Below are 22247 nucleotides of genomic sequence, written 5' to 3' on the forward strand. Positions count from 1 at the left end.
GCTACGCCGGGAGCTTCCCGCGCAAGCTGTCCATCATCTCGCCGACGTTCTGGAAGCCCATCACCTCGCGGGTGCTGAACTTCACCTTGAAGGTTTCCTCGAGCGTCATGATCAGGGTGATGTGATTCAGCGAATCCCAACCCACGACGTGCTTTGCCTGCATCTCACGATAGATGTTCAAGTCCGGATTGTCGAACACCTCGCGGAAGACGTTCTGTACGCGTGTTTCAAAATTGCTCATTATGATTGCGGATCTGGTTCGTGAATGATGATCGGGATGGACTGGAGCTGGTATTGGGCGAGATCCAGCGAATAGACGCGCGTCGTGCCTTCTTCGCCGGCCGCGGCGAAACCTTGCTGCGGATAAAGATCTTCGACGATGCCGTTCTTTGTAGTCGGGATGTAGCGCCCGACCAGCCTGCGGCAGCCCAGCTGCCTGGCTTTTTCGGCCATAACCTGAACCGTCAGGTCCTCGACGCGGCGCCCGAGCACGCGGCAGCTCATGATCCACGTGTCGACCATGGCATCACTGCCCGACTTCCTCAAGATCACCGTTGCGATGATGCCGTTGTCGCCAAGCCGGTCAGCGAGCCGGATGCAGAAAGCCGCGACGTCGCGATCAGCGGCAAGCTGGCGCAGATCGGCCTCGCTGTGCCGGATGGTCGTGAGGTTGAATTGGTTGCTGCGCTGCACGAGCTGAAGGACGCGCGGCAGCGCGTAGCTGTCGAACGGCAGGACGTGCGCCTCCATCCCGAGTTCGGCGATGAAGTCGTCGAGCCCGTGGAACTTCTCCCGGATCGTCTGACGCTGGTCGTCCGCTTGATAATAGGCGAGCCGGGCCAGATCCTCGGCCGTCGCCGACCGGCCTTCGAACAAATTCCAGCGGGCCAGATCGCCGATGAAGTCGGCGGGGTCGGTCGACAACTCCGGTACCTGCATCGCGGGAAACGCCGTTCGGATGAGCGACCGCTCGAAAGCTGTGTCGTCTAGGAAGACGAAGCTGTCGAGGCCGAGGTTCAACTTTTCCCGGATCGCGAGAATATTGCTGGCCTTGTCGCCGAAATTGGCGACGACGGCCGCGAAATCATCCCAACGCAGGATCATGTCTGGATGATTTTTCAGGACGTCAGTTACGTTCGCCTGGTCGTTCTTGCTGCAGACCGCGAGCAGGACGCCGCGAGATTTCAGTTCGAGCAGAGCGATCTGGAAGCGCTGGAAAGCAAGTCCGAGTTCGGTCTGCCCAATCTCGAGCCGGTCCGCGCCGTCCTCGGCCAGAATGCCTCCCCACATCGTATTGTCGAGATCGACGATCACGCATTTGATGCCGGCGCCGCGTTCCAACAGTATGGTATCGCTGACGTTCTTGACCAGTGAAGGGATGAAGGACGGGGACAATGCCTGCTTCGCCTGGCACCAGAGTCGCTCGTCGAGCCAATGGCGCTTGCCGTGGTAGCTGGCCTGAAATTCGGTATCGACGATCTTCACGCCCTGCTCGGAAGCGGCGTCGAGAAGGCTCTGATTTATCCGGGTTACGGTGGACGTCAAAGTATCGCGCTCGCTCGCGGTGCGATTGCCAAACGGACGATTGAGCGGCACCACGAAATTGTGCTGAATCAGGATAGCGTTACTGCGCGACCGAACCCGCTTCCACAGTTCAACGATCTCGCTGCTGACACTACCCGCGAACGCGGCCTTTTCGGCACTTCGCGCAAAACGGTGGTAGAGCGCCTGGGTTGCCGTGAACAGGATGACCACTTCCGGATCGAAGCGATAGAGTTCGCTCGCCGGGTTCAATATCTCCTGGCGTATCGTATCGAACTCGGCCTCGTATATCTCAGGCCACCATCCCCTCAACTTCAAGGTGGCGGCGAGTGCCTGCCCGTAATGTTGGGTGGCCGCGTCGCCGAGCAGCGCAATACGCAAGTTCGGCTGCCCGTCCTTTCGTTCGATGCGCCGGCCGAGCGAAATCAACCGATGGAACGGCAAATCGGCCAGTTCCCACGCCTGCGGCAAGTTGAGCAAATCCATACGCCGGGAGTTCCGATTAGAGCTAGACGGTCACTGGTAAATCGCTATCGGTCGCGTCATTGAGCGACCCCACATCCAGAATGCGATGCCAGGTCTTGCCCGATGCCAGAACAGTCCCGCTGTCGTCAGTGATCGCGATATCAAGTACAATCGTCGCGACAGCCTCGCTGATCTGCCTGACCGTCGCTGCCAGCGTGACGTCACAGGGTGCGTAGCATGGCTTGCGAAAGGCAATATCCGCTCGCTCAAGGACTGATCGCGGGCCCGGAAATTCCGTTCCGACGAGGCGTGACACCAGGGCCATTAGGTAAGCCCCGTGCACGACGACGCCGTCGAAGCCTGCGGCCTTTGCGAACTCCGCGTCAACATGCAAAGGAGCAGTGTCGCCGGACAGCGCGACATATCGGGCCAGGTCATCCCGGGTGATCGGAATTCCCAGATGATGGGTCTGGCCGACGTGAAATGCTGTCAACATTCGTGGCTGGTCCGCTGTATGCCGCAATGATGGCGATCGATAGCTGATTATTGCCGAACTGTTGCCCGACATTGCGGACTATTGCCACGAAGCGGGTATGGCAGTCAAAGCCCAACTAGAGTTAGAGCTCAGACCACAGCTCTGCGGGGGTGAAGCGGCGAAGTGCCAGCCCGGTGGTGCGTCTGGGGCGAATTGCCGATGTTCCTGTTCAGCTTGTTTGCCACGGGATTTCGGTGGTACTTTCGCAGTTCACAGGAAAGATGAGGTCAATTTGTTGAACAATCTGCAAAAATGGGCCGCCATTTGTGACGAGATGCAGGAAAATTATCCGGTTCTCGCGACCCCGTTTCTTGCTGCAGAAAAGCGGTTCGGGCCGCGTTGGGTCGAGGAAGCGGTGCCGGCCATCGAGGGGATGTATGGTGACATCGGCAGTCCGTTGTCGGGTCGACTGAAAGACGCCTTGGGTTGCTACGCCGAGTTCGCGAACGATTCCATGCGTCATCAGGTCATGTTCGAGCGAAGCGGAAAATATCGTGCCTCCAATTATGAGGAGGTGCGCGCGGCGTTGTACGACAACGCTGACCACATGACTCAGAACTATCTGCCGGGTCTCTGGTTCTCGCACTACGTCTGGCCGCAGCATTACTTCACGCTGATCGGATTCACGAACTGCGTCTTGCCGCGGATCGAGGATGAGGGCGTATTCTTCGAAGTCGGCGTCGGCTGTGGCATGTATTCCAAGATCACCCTGGACAACAAGCCGGGCATTCGGGGCATTGGTTTCGACATCAGCCAGCACTCACTCGATTACACCGGCCGGGTGATGAAATCGTTCGGCTACGAATCTAGGTATGGGTTGGAAAACCGCGACATCCGCTACGGCTATGACGTCAAGGCGGATTTCCTGATTTGCCAGGAGGTCCTCGAACATCTGGAAAATCCAGCGGAGTTCTGCCGCTGGCTATTCGACATGATCCGCCCGGGAGGGCAAGCTTTTATCACCGCCGCACTCAACGCGGGCCATTCCGACCACATCTTCCTCATTCGTCATCCCGTCGAGGTCGAGAAGATGCTTAGCGAAGCCGGCTTTCAAATCTCGCGTATCCAGGAAGAGAGCGCTCCGGGTTCTAAGCCGCGCAATCTGACGCCCAGTCTCGCCGGTTTCCTCTGTGCAAAACCGCTTTGAAGATGACCAATCTCGTCATCATCACGGGCACGAGCCGGGGACTGGGCAGGGCCCTTAAGCAGGAATTCGAGCGGGTCGGGTGGCGCGTGGCGGAATTGAACCGGCCCGCGTTCGATCTATCTGCCGTCGATGTCGAAAAGCTCGATACCACATTCAAGTCGCTGCGTTCGGAACAGTTCGATCGTGCGGTGTTCGTCAACAATGCAGCGACCCAAGTCATAGGTGCAGCGGCTTCGTTTGGTGTGGCCGAAATTTTGCATGAAATTACCGTCAACGTGGCTTCCCCGATCATCGCGATCACGACCTTCCTGCGCCATTTCCCCGATGGCGAGATCGCCAACGTGACATCCGGAGCGGCGGCCAAGCCGATACCCCATTGGTCCCTCTATTGTGCTGCGAAGGCCGCGCTTGAAGGCTATGTCCGTGCCGTGGAGACGGAAGGGCGACGCGTGTTCAATCTGAATCCGGGTGTGGTCGACACGGACATGCAAGCACATATCCGCGGCTCCGAATTTCCCGGTGTGCAGGACTTCATCGCCTTGAAGAAGGACGGGAAATTGCGATCGTCGGAGGCTGTCGCGAGAACTCTGGTCTGGATGATTGATCGGGCCGGATGAGGCGGCCGACCCGCGGTCTCTGCAGGGAACCAATGCTGGCTCGCCTCGTGCCGAAGAACGGGTGCGCTTGACCGGTGTCTTCGCCGGTCGCGACGAGCGAGATCAATCAGGCCTGACGACGCACCGCAGCGACGTTTGATGCTTGCCAAACCCCGGGGAGGGGCAGAGCATCACCGTTTGCCGACCCAATCATGGGCCGAGCTCCACATCAAGGAGGCGGCGAATGGGACAAGACGTCAGAAGTCCCCGAGGTCCACGGTGCATTGCGCTGGTGGGCCCTTTCCAAAGCGGTAAAACCACACTTCTCGAAGCAATTCTGGCGCGAACGGGCGCAATCCCGCGCGCCGGCAGCGTCGATGCCGGAACTTCCGTTGGCGATGCCACGCCAGAGGCCCGTGATCACAAGATGACCGTCGGGCTGACTGCCGCGACCACGAGTTTCATGGGCGACAGCTACACCTTCCTCGATTGTCCCGGTTCCGTCGAGTTTGCCCACGACATGCGCGCCGCGCTTCCTGCGGTCGACGCCGCAATCGTGGTCTGCGAGGCCGACGAGAAGAAGCTGCCGCAGCTTCAGATCATCCTGCGCGAGCTGGAGGAGCTGAAGATCCCGCGTTTCCTGTTCCTGAACAAGATCGATCGCGCCAGCCAGCGCATCCGCGAGACGCTGGCAATGCTGCAGCCCGCCTCGCGCGTGCCGCTGGTGCTGCGCCAGATCCCGATCTGGAAGGGCGAGTTGATCGAGGGCTTCGTCGATCTCGCGCTGGAGCGCGCCTTCGTCTATCGCGAGCACAAAGCCTCCGAGGTGATCGCGCTCGAAGGCGGCGATCTCGACCGCGAGAAGGAAGCCCGCTTCTCGATGCTGGAGAAGCTCGCCGATCACGACGATGCGCTGATGGAGCAGCTGCTCGAGGACATCCAGCCGCCGCGCGATGCCGTGTTCGACGATCTCGCCCGCGAATTGCGCGAGGGACTGATCTGCCCGGTGCTGCTGGGCGCCGCCGCGCGTGAGAACGGCGTGTTGCGCCTGATGAAGGCGTTGCGTCACGAGGCGCCCGGTGTCGCGGAGACGGCAAGACGTCTCGGCGTTCCCGAGTCCCAGGAGGCGCTCGGCTACGTCTTCAAGACACTGCATTCGCAGCATGGCGGAAAGCTGTCGCTGACGCGGCTGCTCGCCGGCCATCTCGACGACAGCGCCACGCTGCAATCCTCCTCCGGCGGCGCCGGGCGCATTTCCGGCATCCTCGCCGTCAACGGCGCCTACGACACCAAGCGAGCCTCGGCGGAAGCCGGTGATACCGTGGCGCTCGCCAAGCTCGATCCGGTCAAGACTGGCGACACGGTATCGAACGGCAAGACGCCGCCTGCGGCATTGATTGCAATCGAGCCGACGCCGCCGGTGCTCGCGATCTCGATCGCGGCGACCGATCGCAAGGACGACGTCAAGCTCGGCCAGGCGATGACGCGGCTGCACGAGGAGGATCCGTCGCTGGTCGTCGTGCAGAACGCCAAGACCCACGACACCGTGCTGTGGGGGCAGGGCGAGATGCACCTGCGCGTCGCCGGCGAGCGGCTGCGCGACCGCTTCGGCGTCAAGGTCACCTCGCATCCGCCCGCGATCGGCTATCAGGAGACCATCCGCAAGCCGATCACCCAGCGCGGGCGGCACAAGAAGCAGTCCGGCGGCCATGGCCAGTTCGGCGACGTCGTGCTCGACATCAGGCCGCTGCCGCGCGGTGACGGCTTCAAGTTCGCCGAAGAGGTCGTGGGCGGTGCGGTGCCGCGGAACTACATCCCGGCGGTGGAAGAAGGCGTCGTCGACGGATTGGCGCGCGGCCCGCTCGGCTTTCCCGTCACCGACGTGCAGGTGACGCTGACCGACGGCTCCTATCACAGTGTCGATAGCTCCGACCTCGCCTTCCGCACCGCGGCGCGGGTCGGACTGAACGAGGGCTTGCCGCAATGCCAGCCGGTACTGTTGGAGCCGATCCACGTGGTCGAGATCGTCTGCCCGACCGACGCCACGGCCAAGATCAACGCGATCCTGTCGGCGCGGCGCGGCCAGATCCTCGGCTTCGACACCCGTGACGGCTGGAGCGGCTGGGACTGCGTCCGCGCCATGATGCCGGAAGCCGAGATCGGCGAACTGATCGTGGAGCTGCGCTCGGCCACCGCCGGCGCCGGCAGCTTCACCCGCCAGTTCGACCACATGGCCGAGGTCACCGGCCGCGCCGCCGACCAGATCATCGCCGCGCATCAGCACGCGGCGTGAGTCTGCCTCCCGCGTAGTGAGGGACGCGCACGCTCTCACACTTCCTCTCCCCGTCCTTGCGGGGGGAGGGAGGACAGTTTCATCCAGCGCGCGTCGGCTCCTCAACGCCGGTCCCAACCCGCGATGAGGGGGTGTGGGTGGCCGCGCTGGACCCCCAATGTGTCCCGGACGCGATGCAATGCGTAGCATTGCTGCGCAGAGCCGGGACCCAACAGAAAGCCACGGAGTCTGCTGCTGCATGGGCCCCGGCTCAGCAGCGCATCGCTTCGTGCTGCGCTGTGTCCGGGGCACGAGAGCGGAGTTTTCTCGCACAACTGCGTCATCCCCGTTATTGCGACCGCAGCGCCAGTCCGGCACCTCTCCATGAACCACCTGTCAGACGACGTCTGACGGGTGGTTCATGGTTCCATGTGCAGCGTCCGCTTTCGGCGCTGACGGCTCAGGATGACGGAGCATAGTTTCGTCCGCAGCCCTTGCGCTCGCTCTCGATTGATGTATTTTACATCATTGTATACGCTCCATACATCACTTATAATCCCTGATACGTGAGGCCAAGGTGATCACGTCGTTCCAGATGCGGGCAGCCCGCGCGCTGCTCGGCATCGACCAGAAAGCCCTGGCCGAGCTCGCCGGCGTGTCGTTGCCGACCATCCAACGGATGGAGGCCTCTACCGGCAATGTTCGTGGCGTGGTCGAGACCCTGATCAAGGTGGTCGAGGCGTTCGACCGGGCCGGCATCGAGCTGATCGGCGAACAGACCCGCAGCGACAGCGGCGGGCGTGGCGTTCGCCTGAAGGAGCCGGGGCCGCCGCGCCGGGTCGGAGCATGATCGCGCGTTGATCATGCCCGGGATCAAGATGGGCTAGCGCATCGTCGCACCTCGGCCACACGGGACGCACGATGCTTCGGAGCGTTGTGGGGCAGCGGAGCACTTTGCTGAAATGAGCATCACAAGTGATCAGGCAAGCCGGCTGCACCAGTTGCGCCAGCCGACCTTTGCCGAACTGTATTTGCCGAAGCTCGTCACCGTCTGGCGTGAAGGCTACGGTCTCGCGGGTTTCCGCGCCGACGTCTTCGCCGGCCTGACGGTTGCGATCGTCGCGCTGCCGCTGTCGATGGCGATCGCGATCGCCTCCGGCGTGACGCCGGACCGCGGCCTCTACACCGCTGTCGCCGGCGGCTTCATCGCCTCCCTGCTCGGCGGCAGCCGGTTCCAGATCGGCGGACCTGCCGGTGCGTTCATCGTCTTGGTCGCAGCGACCGCAGAGCGTCACGGCGTCGACGGTGTCATCCTCGCCACCATGATGGCGGGCCTGTTTCTGATCGCTGCGGGCCTGCTCAGGGTCGGCACCTACATCAAGTTCATTCCCTATCCGGTGACGGTCGGCTTCACCGCCGGCATCGCCGTGATCATCTTCGCCAGCCAGCTCCGCGATCTCTCAGGCATCACGCTCGCGGGGAGGGAGCCCAGCGAGTTCGTGCCAAAGCTCGTCGCGCTCGCCGGCGGCCTCGACAGCATCAATCCGTCCGCCGTCGCAGTCGCCATCGTCAGCATCGCCATCATCGCCGGCGTGCGCCGCTGGCGGCCGTCCTGGCCCGGCATTCTGATCGCGGTCGTGTTTGCGGCGGTCGCCAGTAGCGTGCTGTCGCTCCCGGTCGAGACCATCGGCTCCCGCTTCGGCGGCATTCCGCGCGAGCTGCCCTCGCCGGCGCTGCCCGCGTTCTCGTTGGAGAAGGCACGGGCCGTGCTGCCGGATGCGATCGCCTTCGCGCTGCTGGCCGCCATCGAATCGCTGCTGTCGGCGGTGGTCGCCGACGGCATGACCGGCCGCCGTCACCGCTCCAATTGCGAACTGGTGGCGCAAGGCGCGGCCAATATCGGCTCGGCGCTGTTCGGCGGCATCTGCGTCACCGGCCTGATCGCGCGCACCGCCACCAACATCCGCGCCGGCGCGCACGGACCGATGGCGGGCATGCTGCACTCCGTGTTCCTGCTGCTGTTCATGCTGATCGCGGCGCCGCTGGCGAGCTACATTCCGCTGGCCGCGCTCGCCTCGGTGCTGGTCGTGGTGGCCTGGACCATGGCGGAGAAGCACGAGTTCGCCACGCTCTTGCGCTCATCCTGGGGCGATGCCGTGGTGCTGCTCGCGACCTTCCTGCTCACGATCTTCCGCGACCTCACCGAAGGCATCCTGGTCGGCTTCGCGCTCGGCGCGGTGCTGTTCATCCACCGCATGGCCGAGATGACGGGCATCGAGGAGCGCACGCCGCTGGTGGTTGCCGATCGCCCCGACGACGGTAACGGCGATCGCGTTCCCTACGATTCCGCGCTTGCGCTCGACCCCGACGTGCTGGTCTATCGCATCACCGGTGCGTTCTTCTTCGGCGCGGCCTCGGCGATCGGCGGCGTGCTCGACGGCGTCGCCGACCGGCGCAAGGCCTTCGTGGTCGACTTTGCCGCGGTGCCGTTCCTGGATTCGACCGCGGCCAACGTGCTCGGCCGGGTCGCGGCCAAGGCGCACCGCCAGGGCATCAGGCTGTTCATCACGGGGGCCTCGCCCACGGTCCGTCGCGCGCTGCTCACCCATGGCGTGACGCCGCCGCGCGCACGCTATCGCCAGAGCCTCGAGCGCGCCATCGCCGACATCAAGGGCCGATCCGCCGACGAGGCCGCTGCGAGCTGACGGCGTGCGCTTGACAGAGCGGGCGCGACGCGAAATGGATCGCCTCGGAAACGACCCGAGGGAAAGATGACCGCGCCAAGAACTCCCGCAGCCTGTCTGATCGGATGGCCGGCGGCGCATTCGCGCTCGCCGCTGATTCATCATTACTGGCTGCGCACGCTCGGAATCGAGGGCGGCTATGTCATCGAGGCGGTTCCGCCCGAGGACCTGCGCGACTTCGTGCTGCGGCTGTCGCTGCGCGGCTTCGTCGGGGCCAACGTCACCATCCCGCACAAGGAAGCCGTGCTGGCGCTGTCGACGCCCGATGCGCGCGCCAAGGCCGTCGGTGCCGCCAACACGCTGTGGTTTGCGGACGGCGAGCTCTGCGCGACCAACACCGATGTCGAAGGCTTCATCAACAATCTCGACGCCAGCGCGCCCGGCTGGGACGCGGCCGAGGAGGCGCTGGTGCTCGGCGCCGGAGGCTCCTCGCGCGCGGTCGTGTTCGGCCTGCTCGAACGCGGCATCGAGTGCGTGCATGTCGCCAATCGCACCGTCGCGCGGGCCGAGACGCTGGCAAAGCAGTTCGGGCCGAACGTGCATGCGCTGCCGTGGGACGCGATCAACGACGTGCTGCCGCGCGCAGGACTTCTCGTGAACACGACCTCGCTCGGCATGCACGGGCAGCCGTCACTCGATGTTGATGTTGCACGGCTGCCGCAAGCGGCGGTCGTCGCCGACCTCGTCTATGTTCCCTTGGTGACGCCGCTGCTCGCCGCAGCGACGGCGCGAGGCCTGAAGACCGCCGACGGGCTCGGCATGCTGCTGCACCAGGCGGTGCGCGGCTTCGAGCTGTGGTTCGGCCGGCGGCCCGAGGTCACGGCCGAGCTGCGCGCATTGGTCGAGGCCGATCTCACAAAGACTTGAGAGAATAGCGCGGGTCTTTCGGAGTTCTCCATCCGTGGGGACAACCGGAGACCGTCATGACTGTTCAACGTGCAACTTTCACACGTCCATTGATCGCCGTCGCGATGGTGGCCGTCTCGACTTACTGCGCCTTCGCCCAGAAGGCGCCGGTGCCGACGCGCGTGCGCGGCACCATCGAAAGCGTCAATGGCGACACCATGCAGGTCAAGTCGCGCAGTGGTGAAGAGGTCAGGCTTCACCTCGCCTCCGACGTGAACGTGTCGGAGATTGCCAGGATTTCACTCGCCGACGTCAAGCCGGGTTCGTTCATCGGCGCGACCACCGTGCCGGGACCGGACGGCAGCCAGAACGCCGTCGAGGTGCACGTGTTTCCGGAAGATATGCGCGGCACCGGCGAGGGCTCGCGGCCCTGGGACCTCAAGCCCAACTCCAGCATGACCAATGCGACGGTGGCCGAGAGCGTGGTCGGCAATGACGGCCACACGCTGCTCGTCAAGTACAGGGACGGCGAGAAGAAGGTGTTCGTCGCCGACAACACGCCGGTGGTGACCTTCGTGCCCGGCGACAAGTCCGACCTGAAGGCCGGCGCCAAGGTCATCGCCTTCATGAAGCAATTGCCGGACGGCTCGTTCGAGACCAACCGCGTCAGCGTCGGCCGCGACGGCCTGACGCCGCCGATGTGATCGAGCGCTGAACTCGTAGGGTGGGCAAAGGCGCGCTTGCGCCGTGCCCACCATTTTATCCGCATTTCGCGAAATTGGTGGGCACGCTTCGCTTTGCCCACCCTACGACACCGCTGCAATCACACCGCAATGACATGATCGTCGATCTCGTCGATCCGGTTGATGCCGCACAGGCCCATGGTCGTGAGCAGCTCCTTCTGGATGATGTCGATCGCCTTGGCGACGCCGGCCTGGCCGCCGGCACCGAGGCCATAGGCATAGGCGCGGCCGATCATGCAGGACTTTGCGCCGAGCGCGAGCGCGCGCATCACGTCCTGGCCGGAGCGGATGCCCCCGTCGAACATGATCTCCATCGTGTCACCGACCGCGTCCACGATCTCCGGCAGCACCTCGATCGAGGACGGCGCACCGTCGAGCTGCCGGCCGCCATGGTTGGAGACGACGAGGGCCTGCGCGCCGGTCTTGGCGGCGAGCTCGGCGTCCTCGACGTCGAGGATGCCCTTCAGGATCAGCTTGCCGGGCCAGATGCTGCGGATCCACTCGACGTCCTTCCAGTTCAGCGAGGTGTCAAACTGCGAGCTGATCCAGGTCGACAGCGAGGTGATGTCGTCGCTGACCTTCAGATGTCCGGCGAGATTGCCGAAGGTGCGGCGCTTGCCCTGCAGCACGCCGGAGACCCAGGCCGGCTTGCTGGCGAAGTCCAGGAGCTTCGACAGCGACCACTCGGGCGGCACGGTCATACCGTTCTTGATGTCCTGGTGGCGCTGGCCGATCACCTGCAAGTCGACGGTGAGCACCAGCGCGCTGCACTTGGCGGCGATGGCGCGCTGGATCAATTCCTTGATGAAGCCGCGGTCCTTCATCACGTAGAGCTGGAACCAGAACGGCTTCTCGACATTGGCGGCAATGTCCTCGATCGAGCAGATCGACATCGTCGACTGCGTGAACGGGATACCGGCGGCCTGTGCAGCGCGGCAGGCGTAAATTTCGCCGTCGCCGTGCTGCATGCCGAGCAGGCCGACCGGCGCGAGGATCAGCGGCATGGTCGAGGGCTCGCCGAGGATCGTGGTCGAGCTATCGCGCTTGGAGACGTCGACCAGGATACGCTGGCGGAACTTGATCGCCTGCATGTCCTCGCGGTTGGCGCGCAGCGTTTCCTCGGCATAGGAGCCGCGGTCGCAATAATCGAAGAACGCCTTCGGCACGCGGCGCTGATGCAGCGTGCGAAGATCGTCGATACAGGTGATGTGCTTCATGTCGTTTCCCCGGCCCGTCCTAACGTGGAAGTCTTGCATCGGAAGATTTCGGGGTCATCTAGCATGGTTGGATGCACAGCCAAATCGTTTGCAGAACGTTTTGCAGGAGGGCGCCATGAAGAGGCCGCACGCTGGACCGTCGCCGGAAGAGACCAAGGAGAAGCATGATCTCGAGGAGGCGCTGGAAGAGGGACTGGAAGAGACCTTTCCGGGCTCCGATCCGGTCAATGTCACCCAGCCGGCGCCCAGCCGCGAGGACGGCCATGTCAAGCGCTCGAGCTAGGCGAGTTCCGTCTGCTTTCCGCTGGTCATGCCGGAACTATAATGTTAACAATGTGTTACAGGGACGGCGGCGAGCCTGGTTCCGTAATGATTTATCATATTTTTTGAAGCCAAGTTAGCCGCGATAGCCTTATAAGACCCTCAGCAAATCAGGGATGCGGGGCCCAGCCGGGCAGCCCGTGGTTGTAGAGGGGAGTCCCTGGTTGTTGCTTGGGGGACGATATGAGTCGCAAATATTTCGGGACGGACGGGATCCGGGGCCGCGCCAACGGACTGATCACGCCGGAGCTCGCGCTCAAGGTCGGCCAGGCCGCAGGCCTTGCGTTTCAGCGCGGTGACCACCGCCACCGGGTCGTGATCGGCAAGGACACCCGTCTGTCCGGCTACATGATCGAATACGCTATGGTCGCAGGCTTCACCTCGGTCGGCATGGACGTGCTGCTGGTCGGCCCGATGCCGACGCCGGCCGTCGCGATGCTGACGAAGTCGATGCGCGCCGATCTCGGCGTGATGATCTCGGCTTCGCATAACCTGTTCGAGGACAACGGCATCAAGCTGTTCGGCCCACAGGGCTTCAAGCTTTCCGACGACGTCGAGCGGCAGATCGAGCAGCTGCTCGACGAATCTCTCGACAAGCGGCTGGCGCAGAGCGCGAGCCTCGGCCGCGCCCGCCGTATCGACGGCGTGCACGACCGCTACATCGAATTCGCCAAGCGCACGCTGCCGCGCGATCTGTCGCTGGATGGCTTGCGCGTCGTGATCGACTGCGCCAATGGCGCCGCCTACAAGGTGGTGCCCGAAGCTCTGTGGGAGCTGGGTGCCGACGTGGTGCCGATCGGCGTCGAGCCCGACGGCTTCAACATCAACAAGGAGTGCGGCTCGACCTCGCCGGAAGCGCTGTCGAAGAAGGTGCGCGAGATGCGCGCCGACATCGGCATCGCGCTGGACGGCGACGCCGATCGCGTCATCCTGGTCGACGAGCGGGGCCATCTCGTCGACGGCGACCAATTGCTCGCGGTGATCGCGCAGAGCTGGAAGGAAGACGGCCGGCTGTCGCGGCCTGGCATCGTCGCCACCGTGATGTCCAATCTCGGCCTCGAGCGCTTCCTGCAAGGGCAGGGGCTCGAGCTCGTGCGCACGCCGGTCGGCGACCGCTACGTGCTCGAGCAGATGCTGAGCGGCGGCTACAATCTCGGCGGCGAGCAGTCCGGCCACATCATCCTGTCCGACTACGCCACCACCGGCGACGGTTTCGTGGCGGCGTTGCAGGTGCTGGCCGTGGTGCAGAGGCTGCGCCGCCCCGTGTCCGAGGTCTGTCACCGCTTCGATCCGCTGCCGCAGATCCTCAAGAACGTCCGCCACAAGGGCGGCAAGCCGCTCGACGATTCCGACGTCAAGTCGGCGATCTCCGACGGCGAGAAGCGCCTCAACGGCCACGGCCGCCTCCTGATCCGCTCCTCCGGCACCGAGCCGGTGATCCGCGTCATGGGCGAAGGCGAGGACCGCATTCTGGTCGAGGACGTCGTCGACACCATCGTCCTGGCGCTGGGACAAGCGGCGGCGTAAGGTCTTTCAAGCACGAGCGGGGTGTGGTGATCTCACCCCACGCGCAGTATCGTAGGGTGAGCAAAGCGAAGCGTGCCCACGCGTCTGTCGCCGTATCGGAAGGATCGTGGGCACGGCGCAAGGGCGCCTTTGCCCACCCTACGATATCGGACTCTTGGGGATTGTCCCATTGCGGAAGCACTCTCTCCCCAACCCTCTCCCGCATCCGCCTTCGCCAAGGCTTCGGCGGACAAGAGCGGAAGAGGGGGTCATTACCGTCGTCGCAGCGATCAACCCCCATCTCATTGCGCTTTAGCTCGACGCGCGGAGTGATACCCCGCACCCGTCCCGCCGCCTTGCGGCTTCACACATCGTTAGGAAATGCGCCGAGGATGATTCGTTTGGCGCGGCATTTCTGCAACGCTCGCGCGACGCGCGCGTGTGGGTAGAGAAAAAATCAACCTTAAAAATTAGGGTTAAGTGGCGCTTAAACATTTGCTGCCATCGTCCGGGTCGTGAGTTTCCAGAACGTGAGGCGTCTGCATTTTGCCTCACCGGCCATAAGGACGAAGCCAATGCGTAGCGTTAAGTCTCTCCTTGCCGCGGGTGCGGCAACCCTGATCTCCTCGATGGCGTTCGCCGCCGACATGCCGATCGCCGCGCCCCCTCCCATGTACGCGCCGCCCGCTCCGCCCGCAGACTTCGGCGGCTGGTATCTCCGTGGCGACATCGGCATGACCAACCAGAGCGCTAAGAGCATCGAGAGTGCCCTGCCGGCCGGCTATTCGAAGTCGACGGAAGGCCTCGGCTTCGACTCCTCGCCGCTGTTCGATCTCGGCGTCGGCTATCGCTTCAACAACTGGTTCCGTGCCGACGTGATCGGCCAGTACCGCGGCAAAGCCACTCTGCACGGCAGCGACACCGTCGTCGGACCCGGCTTCGTCGGCGTCAACAACTACAGCGGCAGCAAGTCCGAGTGGGTCGTCATGGCGAATGCCTACGTCGATCTCGGCACCTGGTGGTGCATCACTCCGTTCATCGGCGCCGGTGTCGGCGGCTCGTACAACAAGATCAGCAGCTTCCGCGACGACGGCGTGTCGTACAGCCCGGCGCTCAACAACAGCGTCGCTTACTTCGCCGACAACGGTAAGTGGAACTTTGCCTGGGCCGCTCACGCCGGTCTCGCCTACAAGGTCAATCCCGGGTTCACCGTCGAACTGGCCTACAGCTACATGAACCTCGGCGACGCGGCGCCCGGCAACTACCGGCTCTTCGACAACAGTGCCTCCGGTCCGACCTCGATCAAGCTCAAGGAGCTCACCTCGCACGACCTGAAGCTCGGCGTGCGCTGGGATCTCAGCAGCCCGCCGGCCTACGTGCCGCCGCCGCTCGTCACCAAGGGCTGATCGGCAGCCTCATCGCTTAACGTCCCTTAACGGCGCGGGATCATCCCGCGCCGTTTTACTTTGCGTATTTTTCATGGCGAGCAGCGACGAAAGCGCCTGCCGCAACCATTGGTTAAGGTTAACAGGCGATGATCATCGCAACAGTTCGAGTCCGATGGAGCGTGGTGATGCGTAGGCTGGTGTTGGCAGCGGCGATGTTGGGGACGGTGTCTGCCGCGCAAGCGGCCGACATGCCGGACCTGCCCGTGCTGCGCGGCGGCTTCACCGACGGTCTGTCGAAGACGAGCCGCAATTGGGACGGCGCTTATGTCGGCGGCAACGCCGGCTACACGACCGACGCGACCGATTTCAGCCAGAGCGTGGTCGGCCTCACCAACTACATCTTTCGCGACAGCGTCCTGCAGCAACCGACCGCGAACTGGTCGCTCCTCAACAAAGCCAACACGCAAGGCGTCAATTTCGGTGGCTTCATCGGCCGCAACTGGCAATGGTACGATGCCATTCTCGGTCTTGAAGGCACCTACAGCTACTTCGACAATCTCTACACTCAGACGAGCGGTTACAACTCGCTCGTTATCACCAACCCGCCCGGGGATAACCCGCCCGAGGGAACGACCAACAATTACAACGTGACCTTGACCGGCACCGCCGCGGCGAAGGTCAAGGACATGATTTCGCTCCGTGGCCGCGTCGGTTGGGATGGCGGCGATTTCATGCCGTATGCCTTCTTCGGCGCCGCGGTTGGGCGGATGGACGTCTCCCGCACGGTGACGAGCGATGTGACACTCACGCAGATCGTATCGACAACGGTCGGCGGCGTTACGACGACCACGAGCAATACCTATGCTGTTCCGGCGCAGTCGCAGACTCAGAGCCAGCACAGGACCAACACTTTCGCTGTCGGTTGGACCGCGGGCCTCGGGCTCGAATATTGCATTTGGGACGGGTTGTTCGCACGCGTGGAATACGAGTATGTGAGATTCTCGCCTGTCATGAACACGCAGGTCACGCTGAACAACGCGCGCCTCGGCCTCGGCTACAAATTCTGACACCGCTGCGCCCCGCCGTGGTTGACAGATTCACGCCGTCCTGATGCTCTGTCGCCCCATAGCGGGGCGGTAGCGATGAAGATCTACGGCGACAGCAATTCCGGCAACTGTCTGAAGGTGAAGTGGGTCTGCGACAAGCTCGCTGTGCCCTACCAATGGATCGAGATCGACACAAGCAAGGGCGAGACGCGCACGCCGCAATTCCTGAGGATGAACGGCGCCGGCCAGGTGCCCACCGTTGAGTTCGACGACGGCCGTACGCTGGCACAGTCCAACGCCATCATCCGCTATCTCGCCCGCGACAGCGCGCTGATCCCACGCGATGCCTTCGCCACGGCGAAGATGGATGAATGGCTGTTCTGGGAGCAGTACAGCCACGAGCCCTATATTGCCGTGTGCCGTTTCCTCATCGTCTACCTCGGCAAGGACGTATCCGAGCTCGATCCTGAAAAGGTCAAGCGCGGCTATGCGGCGCTCGACCGCATGGAGCAGCATCTCTCCGCCAATCGCTTCTTCGCGGTCGATGAGGTTTCGCTCGCGGATGTCTCGCTGCTCGCTTATACCCGCGTTGCGCATGAAGGCGGCTTCGATCTCGGCCGCCATGCGTCCGTCCGCCGCTGGATCGGCGACGTCGAAGCGTTTCTCGGCCTTTCGCCGGCGCGCTGAGTCCGGAGTTGTCTGACATGAACGCCGAAGCCGTCTTCATCCGTCCCGCGCGCCGCGAGGACGTCGCCGCGGTCGTGGCAATGCTCGCCGACGATCATCTCGGCCGCGCGCGCGAGCGCGTGGAGGATCCGTTGCCGGCCTCCTATTACGACGCATTCGCGCGGGTCGAGCGCGATCCGAATCTCACGCTCGTGGTTGCCGAGAGCGCGGGCAGGGTGGTCGGCTGCCTGCAACTTGCGATCCTGCCGGGCATCAGCTCGCAAGGCGGCATCCGCGGTCTGCTCGAGGACGTGCGCGTCGCCTCCGATTGTCGCAGCCGCGGCATCGGCGAGCAGCTGGTGCAATGGGCCGTGACGGAAGCAAAGGTGCGCGGCTGCAATCTGGTTGAACTGCTCACGCATCACACGCGAACAGATGCGCAGCGCTTCTACAAGCGGCTGGGATTCACAGCGAGTCACGTCGGCATGACTGTCCGCTTTTGAAGCAGCATCTCGCAAGCCTTGCGCGATCAGCAAATTCGGATCGCGCATTCGTTCATCTTAAGAGCTGATAAACTACCCGGCCGTCGTTTATGTTGAACCGGGACCGAACGGTGCTACGGCAGCTTCCGGCACCGAGCTCGGTCGGTTCGGGGATTTCGATGACAAGCTATTCAATGATCAAGGTCGGCAACGACTACGTCGTGCAGGCCAATGACAAATGCATTTTGAAGGTCCGCAGCCGCCGCAAGGCCGCGCAATTGATCAGCGATGCCACGGACTTGCTGAATGCGCTCGCTGTTGTCGAATCCCCTGATATTGCACCGGAGGCGCCATCACTGGCGCGTGAGGCCCCGGAACTTCCTTGACGGACCTTCCCGTTTCCCGTATCAGCCGCGGCGGGACACCTCCCCCCAACGGGAGGCTTACTATCTGGAAGGGTAGATCATGACTGTAGCGAAGCCCGCTTCGCGGCCGACCGTGCCGCATTTCTCCTCCGGCCCCTGCGCCAAGCGCCCCGGCTGGAACGCCCAAAATCTCAAGGACGCAGCGCTCGGCCGTTCGCATCGCGCGAAGATCGGCAAGGCCAAGCTCAAGCTCGCGATCGACCTGACGCGCGAAGTGCTCGAGGTGCCCGCCGATTACCGCATCGGCATCGTGCCGGCCTCCGATACCGGCGCGGTCGAGATGGCGCTGTGGTCGCTGCTCGGCGCAAAGCCCGTCACCACGCTCGCCTGGGAATCCTTCGGCGAGGGCTGGGTCAGCGACATCGTCAAGGAATTGAAGCTCAAGGACGTCACCAAGCTGAATGCGGCTTACGGTGAGATCCCCGATCTGTCGAAGGTCGATCCCAAGAGCGACGTCGTCTTCACCTGGAACGGCACCACCTCGGGCGTGCGCGTGCCGAACGCCGACTGGATCAGCGCGACCCGGGAAGGCCTGACCATCTGCGACGCCACCTCGGCTGCATTCGCGCAAGCTCTTGATTGGCCGAAGCTCGACGTCGTCACCTTCTCCTGGCAGAAGGCGCTCGGCGGCGAGGCCGCGCACGGCATGCTGATCCTGTCGCCCCGCGCGGTGGAGCGGCTCGAGACCTACAAGCCGGCCTGGCCGCTGCCGAAGATCTTCCGCATGACCAAGGGCGGCAAGCTCAACGAAGGCATCTTCGTCGGCGAGACCATCAACACGCCATCCATGCTCTGCGTCGAGGACTATCTCGATGCGCTGAACTGGGCCAAGTCGATCGGCGGCCTCAAGGCGTTGATCGCGCGCGCCGACGCCAATACCAAGGTGCTGGCCGACTGGAAGGCGAAGACGCCCTGGATCGACTTCCTGGCCAAGGACGCCTCGATCCGCTCCAACACCTCGGTGTGCCTGAAGTTCACCGACCCCGCGATCACCTCGCTCTCCGAGGATGCGCAGGCCGACTTCTCCAAGAAGCTGGTCGCGCTGGTCGAGAAGGAAGGCGCAGGCTACGACTTCGCCTATTACCGCGATGCGCCGGCGGGCCTGCGCATCTGGTGCGGCGCCACGGTGGAAGCGAAGGACGTCGAGCTGCTGACGCAGTGGATCGACTGGGCCTTCGCCGACACCAAGGCGCAGCTCGCCAAGGCGGCCTGATGTTCTGACCCTCCCCTGGAGGGGGAGGGTCGACGCACCGGCGAGCATGATCCGGAAAAGTGGGTCTCCGGTTTTCCGACAAGATCATGCTCAAACAAACAGGTGCGGCGGGGTGGGGTGATCTCTCCACACGGCGCACCGGCAATTTTCTTTGTTGCAGCTTCACCCCACCCCGGCGCTTTGCGCCGACCCTCCCCCTCCAGGGGAGGGTGTGAAGGAAGACATCCCATGACCAAACCCAAAGTTCTCATTTCCGACGCGCTCTCGCCCGCCGCCGTGCAGATCTTCAAAGACCGCGGCATCGAGGTCGATTTCCAGCCCAATCTCGGCAAGGACAAGGACAAGCTGGCCGAGATCATCGGCAATTACGACGGCCTTGCGATCCGCTCGGCGACGAAAGCAACCGCCAAGATCCTCGACAAGGCGACCAGGCTGAAGGTGATCGGCCGCGCCGGCATCGGCGTCGACAATGTCGAGATTCCCGCCGCCACGGCCAAGGGCATCATCGTGATGAACACGCCGTTCGGCAATTCGATCACGACGGCCGAGCACGCCATCACCCTGATGCTGGCGCTGGCCCGCGAGATCCCGCAGGCGGACGCCTCGACCCAGGCCGGCAAGTGGGAGAAGAACCGCTTCATGGGCGTCGAGATCACCGGCAAGGTGCTCGGTGTCGTCGGTTGCGGCAACATCGGCTCGATCGTCGCCGACCGCGCGCTCGGCCTGCGCATGAAGGTGATCGCGTTCGACCCGTTCCTGTCGCCGGAGCGCGCCAAGGACATCGGCGTCGAGAAGGTCGAGCTCGACGACCTCCTGAAGCGCTCCGATTTCATCACGCTGCATACGCCGCTCACCGACAAGACCAGGAACATCATCGATGCAGCCGCGATCGCCAAGATGAAGAAGGGCGTGCGCCTGATCAACTGCGCCCGCGGCGGCCTCGTCGACGAGCAGGCGGTGGTCGATGCGCTCAATTCCAAGCACATCGCGGGCGCCGCCTTCGACGTCTTCGTCGAGGAGCCCGCGACCCAGAACGTGCTGTTCGGCCATCCCAACGTGATCTGCACGCCGCATCTCGGCGCTTCCACCACCGAAGCGCAGGAGAACGTCGCGCTCCAGGTCGCCGAGCAGATGTCGGATTATCTCTTGACCGGCGCGATCTCGAACGCCGTCAACTTCCCCTCGATCACGGCGGAAGAAGCGCCGAAGCTGAAGCCGTTCATCGCGCTCGCCGAGAAGCTCGGCTCGTTCGCCGGCCAGCTCACCGAGAGCGGCATCCTCAAGGTCGAGATCACCTATGAGGGCCATGTCGCCGAGATGAAGATCAAGGCGATCACCTCCGCGGTGCTGTCGGGCCTGCTGCGGCCGATGCTCGGCGAGGTCAACGTCGTGTCCGCACCCGTCGTCGCCAAGGAGCGCGGCATGGTGGTGGACGAGATCGTGCGCGCCGCCCAGAGCGACTATGAGAGCCTGATCACCGTCACGGTTGCGACCGAACGCCAGGAGCGCTCGGTCTCCGGCACCGTCTATCACGACGGCAAGCCGCGCCTCGTCGACGTCAAGGGCATCCGCGTCGACGCCGAGTTCGGCAAGTCGATGATCTACGTCACCAACGAGGACAAGCCGGGCTTCATCGGCAAGTTCGCGGGCCTTCTGGGCGACGCCAAGATCAACATCGCCACCTTCCATCTCGGCCGTGTCGCGCCCGGCAGCGATGCCATTGCGCTGGTCGAGGTCGACGGTGTGGTGCCGGCCGACGTGCTCGCCAAGGTGCTGGCCCTGCCGCAGGTCAAGCAGGCCAAGGCGCTGACGTTCTGAGCTGCCGCTTCAAGACGCCGGACGAACCTCGACGATCAGGTCGAGGTTCGCCCGGGAGCGATGGACATCGACGTCCCAGAACTCTCAGTTGACGTGCGGCTTGGCGCGAGAGAACTGCTCCTTTGCGCCCGTCGCATGAGCCTGGCGCGCGGGCCTGGCTTCGCCAAACCCCGGCCGGACCGGCGCGATGACGGGCACCGGGCGGGTCTCGTGGCCGACGAGGCGACCTGGCAATGGCCTGTCGGACGGGCGGACCGGATTGGGCGTGCTCGCAAAGCCGCCGCCGCCGGCACCCGTGCAGTCGAGCGAGACCTGCTTCCATCCGGTCGACTGCCCGATCGGGTTGGTTTTGTCTTCGGCCATCGCCTGCACGCTCGTCGTCTTCGACACCGAGATCTTCTTGGTGAAGACCGCCTCGTACTTGCCCGGCGAAACGAACGACGACCAAGCCTCGACGAACTGGCTCTGCATCGGCTCGTTACCGACCTTGGTCCAGAGCTTGAACTTGACCCCACCCGCCTTGCTGGTGCCGACGCGGACGCGAGCGTGGGTCATCTGGCATTTCGCCCCGGCATTGGGACTCGTCACATGGCCGGCAGAGGTCATGAAGCGGAGGTGGATGTCCTTGACGCTGAAGTTCGGCTCCTTGGCGGCGACGTCGTCGGCTTTGCCATGCTTGCCTTCGCATTCCACCGGCACGACCACGTTGGCGGTGTGCTTGTCCGTCGGTCCCAGTCCGCCCGACGGAAGCGGACCGACATCCTTGCTCGGGGTCAGGAACGAGGCGATCAGCTCGACGCCGACCGAGCCGAACGTGTTGTGGCTTTCGCGAATGCCCTTCCCTTCGCTGAGTTTCTTGTTGCAGGCCGCAATGACGGCCTGCTTTTCCGCCGCCGTCATGAAGTCGGTCGAGCCTTCATAGGTGGTCGAGAAGTTCACCTCATCGTCGTGTTTTTTATCGGGGGACACGTTGACGAAGTACATGCCTTCGGGGTGGCTGAGCTGACGCACCTTGTAATTCACGATGGGATACGACGACGTGATGTGGACCTTGACGGGCAGGCTGATGGTGCTGCCCTCGATCTTGGTCCACGACGTTCCATTCTCCGAAACGACCTTCAGGATGGTGGAGCTGAAGCCGTTGCCGGCGATCGTGACGTTCGTGCGGGCCGCATGAGCGCCGCTGCTGGCGGCGGTCAACAGGAGGATCGAGGCCGCTGCACTTTGCAGCAAGCGTGGGGTAATCGGCATTGTAGTACTCCATAAGGGTTTGAA

21 protein-coding genes are annotated in these 22247 nt (G+C 63.6%); 16 read left to right on the plus strand and 5 right to left on the minus strand.

The genetic code is table 11. The annotated features are described in order from the left end of the window. Position 1 precedes the first annotated feature (1 nt). From JQ566_RS19045 to JQ566_RS19055, 3 genes are read right to left on the minus strand one after another with little or no spacing between them, the layout of a single operon-like run. Positions 2 to 241: an acyl carrier protein gene (locus JQ566_RS19045; protein ID WP_212374420.1), complete on the minus strand. Its 240-nt coding sequence runs from the start codon at positions 239 to 241 to the stop codon at positions 2 to 4. Beyond that, positions 241 to 2028: an HAD-IIIC family phosphatase gene (locus JQ566_RS19050; protein WP_212374423.1), complete on the minus strand. Its 1788-nt coding sequence runs from the start codon at positions 2026 to 2028 to the stop codon at positions 241 to 243. Before JQ566_RS19050 ends, JQ566_RS19045 begins: the two co-directional genes overlap by 1 nt. Before the next feature lie 22 nt (positions 2029 to 2050). After that, positions 2051 to 2503: a MaoC/PaaZ C-terminal domain-containing protein gene (locus tag JQ566_RS19055; protein ID WP_212374425.1), complete on the minus strand. Its 453-nt coding sequence runs from the start codon at positions 2501 to 2503 to the stop codon at positions 2051 to 2053. A gap of 274 nt (positions 2504 to 2777) precedes the next feature. On the opposite strand from JQ566_RS19055, the gene JQ566_RS19060 reads away from it, so the two are divergent. The 7 genes from JQ566_RS19060 to JQ566_RS19090 all read left to right on the plus strand — a co-directional run bounded on the left by JQ566_RS19060 (position 2778) and on the right by JQ566_RS19090 (position 10851). After that, positions 2778 to 3689: a class I SAM-dependent methyltransferase gene (locus tag JQ566_RS19060; protein ID WP_212374427.1), complete on the plus strand. Its 912-nt coding sequence runs from the start codon at positions 2778 to 2780 to the stop codon at positions 3687 to 3689. 2 nt (positions 3690 to 3691) lie between these two features. Then, the gene (locus tag JQ566_RS19065; RefSeq protein ID WP_212374429.1) at positions 3692 to 4306 is read left to right on the plus strand and encodes an SDR family NAD(P)-dependent oxidoreductase; all 615 of its coding nucleotides are present in this window, start codon (positions 3692 to 3694) and stop codon (positions 4304 to 4306) included. Between the two features lie 223 nt (positions 4307 to 4529). Further along, on the plus strand, positions 4530 to 6578 hold the full coding sequence (locus tag JQ566_RS19070; RefSeq protein WP_212374431.1) for an elongation factor G: 2049 nt from the start codon (positions 4530 to 4532) through the stop codon (positions 6576 to 6578). Between the two features lie 556 nt (positions 6579 to 7134). After that, positions 7135 to 7407, plus strand: coding sequence for a helix-turn-helix domain-containing protein (locus JQ566_RS19075; RefSeq protein ID WP_212374433.1), 273 nt, complete (start codon positions 7135 to 7137; stop codon positions 7405 to 7407). A 112-nt stretch (positions 7408 to 7519) separates the two neighbouring features. Then, the gene (locus tag JQ566_RS19080; protein ID WP_212374435.1) at positions 7520 to 9262 is read left to right on the plus strand and encodes a SulP family inorganic anion transporter; all 1743 of its coding nucleotides are present in this window, start codon (positions 7520 to 7522) and stop codon (positions 9260 to 9262) included. A gap of 66 nt (positions 9263 to 9328) precedes the next feature. Next, positions 9329 to 10168, plus strand: coding sequence for a shikimate dehydrogenase (locus JQ566_RS19085; RefSeq protein ID WP_212374437.1), 840 nt, complete (start codon positions 9329 to 9331; stop codon positions 10166 to 10168). 56 nt (positions 10169 to 10224) lie between these two features. Next, on the plus strand, positions 10225 to 10851 hold the full coding sequence (locus tag JQ566_RS19090) for a hypothetical protein (protein ID WP_212374439.1): 627 nt from the start codon (positions 10225 to 10227) through the stop codon (positions 10849 to 10851). Between the two features lie 119 nt (positions 10852 to 10970). On the opposite strand, the gene JQ566_RS19095 is transcribed toward JQ566_RS19090, so the two are convergent. Continuing rightward, positions 10971 to 12107, minus strand: a complete 1137-nt coding sequence (locus JQ566_RS19095) for an alpha-hydroxy acid oxidase (RefSeq protein ID WP_212374440.1) — start codon at positions 12105 to 12107, stop codon at positions 10971 to 10973. Between the two features lie 115 nt (positions 12108 to 12222). On the opposite strand from JQ566_RS19095, the gene JQ566_RS19100 reads away from it, so the two are divergent. The 9 genes from JQ566_RS19100 (at position 12223) to serA (ending at position 20972) form a co-directional block, all read left to right on the plus strand. Further along, the gene (locus JQ566_RS19100) at positions 12223 to 12390 is read left to right on the plus strand and encodes a hypothetical protein (RefSeq protein WP_212374442.1); all 168 of its coding nucleotides are present in this window, start codon (positions 12223 to 12225) and stop codon (positions 12388 to 12390) included. A gap of 221 nt (positions 12391 to 12611) precedes the next feature. Further along, complete coding sequence (gene glmM, locus JQ566_RS19105) at positions 12612 to 13955, plus strand: phosphoglucosamine mutase (RefSeq protein WP_212374444.1); 1344 nt, start codon at positions 12612 to 12614, stop codon at positions 13953 to 13955. 554 nt (positions 13956 to 14509) lie between these two features. After that, a complete protein-coding gene (locus tag JQ566_RS19110) occupies positions 14510 to 15340 on the plus strand; it encodes an outer membrane protein (protein ID WP_212374446.1) in 831 nt (276 codons plus the stop codon). 167 nt (positions 15341 to 15507) lie between these two features. Next, positions 15508 to 16389, plus strand: a complete 882-nt coding sequence (locus tag JQ566_RS19115) for an outer membrane protein (protein WP_212374448.1) — start codon at positions 15508 to 15510, stop codon at positions 16387 to 16389. A gap of 75 nt (positions 16390 to 16464) precedes the next feature. Then, a complete protein-coding gene (locus tag JQ566_RS19120; RefSeq protein WP_212374450.1) occupies positions 16465 to 17055 on the plus strand; it encodes a glutathione S-transferase family protein in 591 nt (196 codons plus the stop codon). A gap of 17 nt (positions 17056 to 17072) precedes the next feature. Next, positions 17073 to 17537, plus strand: a complete 465-nt coding sequence (locus JQ566_RS19125) for a GNAT family N-acetyltransferase (protein WP_212374452.1) — start codon at positions 17073 to 17075, stop codon at positions 17535 to 17537. Positions 17538 to 17710: 173 nt separating this feature from the next. Beyond that, the gene (locus tag JQ566_RS19130; protein WP_249139563.1) at positions 17711 to 17902 is read left to right on the plus strand and encodes a hypothetical protein; all 192 of its coding nucleotides are present in this window, start codon (positions 17711 to 17713) and stop codon (positions 17900 to 17902) included. Between the two features lie 79 nt (positions 17903 to 17981). Beyond that, the gene (locus JQ566_RS19135) at positions 17982 to 19154 is read left to right on the plus strand and encodes a phosphoserine transaminase (RefSeq protein WP_212374456.1); all 1173 of its coding nucleotides are present in this window, start codon (positions 17982 to 17984) and stop codon (positions 19152 to 19154) included. Positions 19155 to 19382: 228 nt separating this feature from the next. Beyond that, positions 19383 to 20972 carry a phosphoglycerate dehydrogenase gene (serA, locus tag JQ566_RS19140; protein WP_212374458.1) on the plus strand — a complete coding sequence of 530 codons (1590 nt, stop codon included), beginning with the start codon at positions 19383 to 19385 and terminating at the stop codon, positions 20970 to 20972. An 84-nt stretch (positions 20973 to 21056) separates the two neighbouring features. Here the strand turns inward: serA and JQ566_RS19145 are convergent, their stop codons facing one another. Then, positions 21057 to 22223, minus strand: a complete 1167-nt coding sequence (locus tag JQ566_RS19145; protein WP_212374460.1) for a hypothetical protein — start codon at positions 22221 to 22223, stop codon at positions 21057 to 21059. Positions 22224 to 22247: the final 24 nt, after the last annotated feature.

The organism is Bradyrhizobium sp. SZCCT0231, from assembly GCF_018130245.1.
GTDB classification, from domain to species: domain Bacteria; phylum Pseudomonadota; class Alphaproteobacteria; order Rhizobiales; family Xanthobacteraceae; genus Bradyrhizobium; species Bradyrhizobium japonicum_F.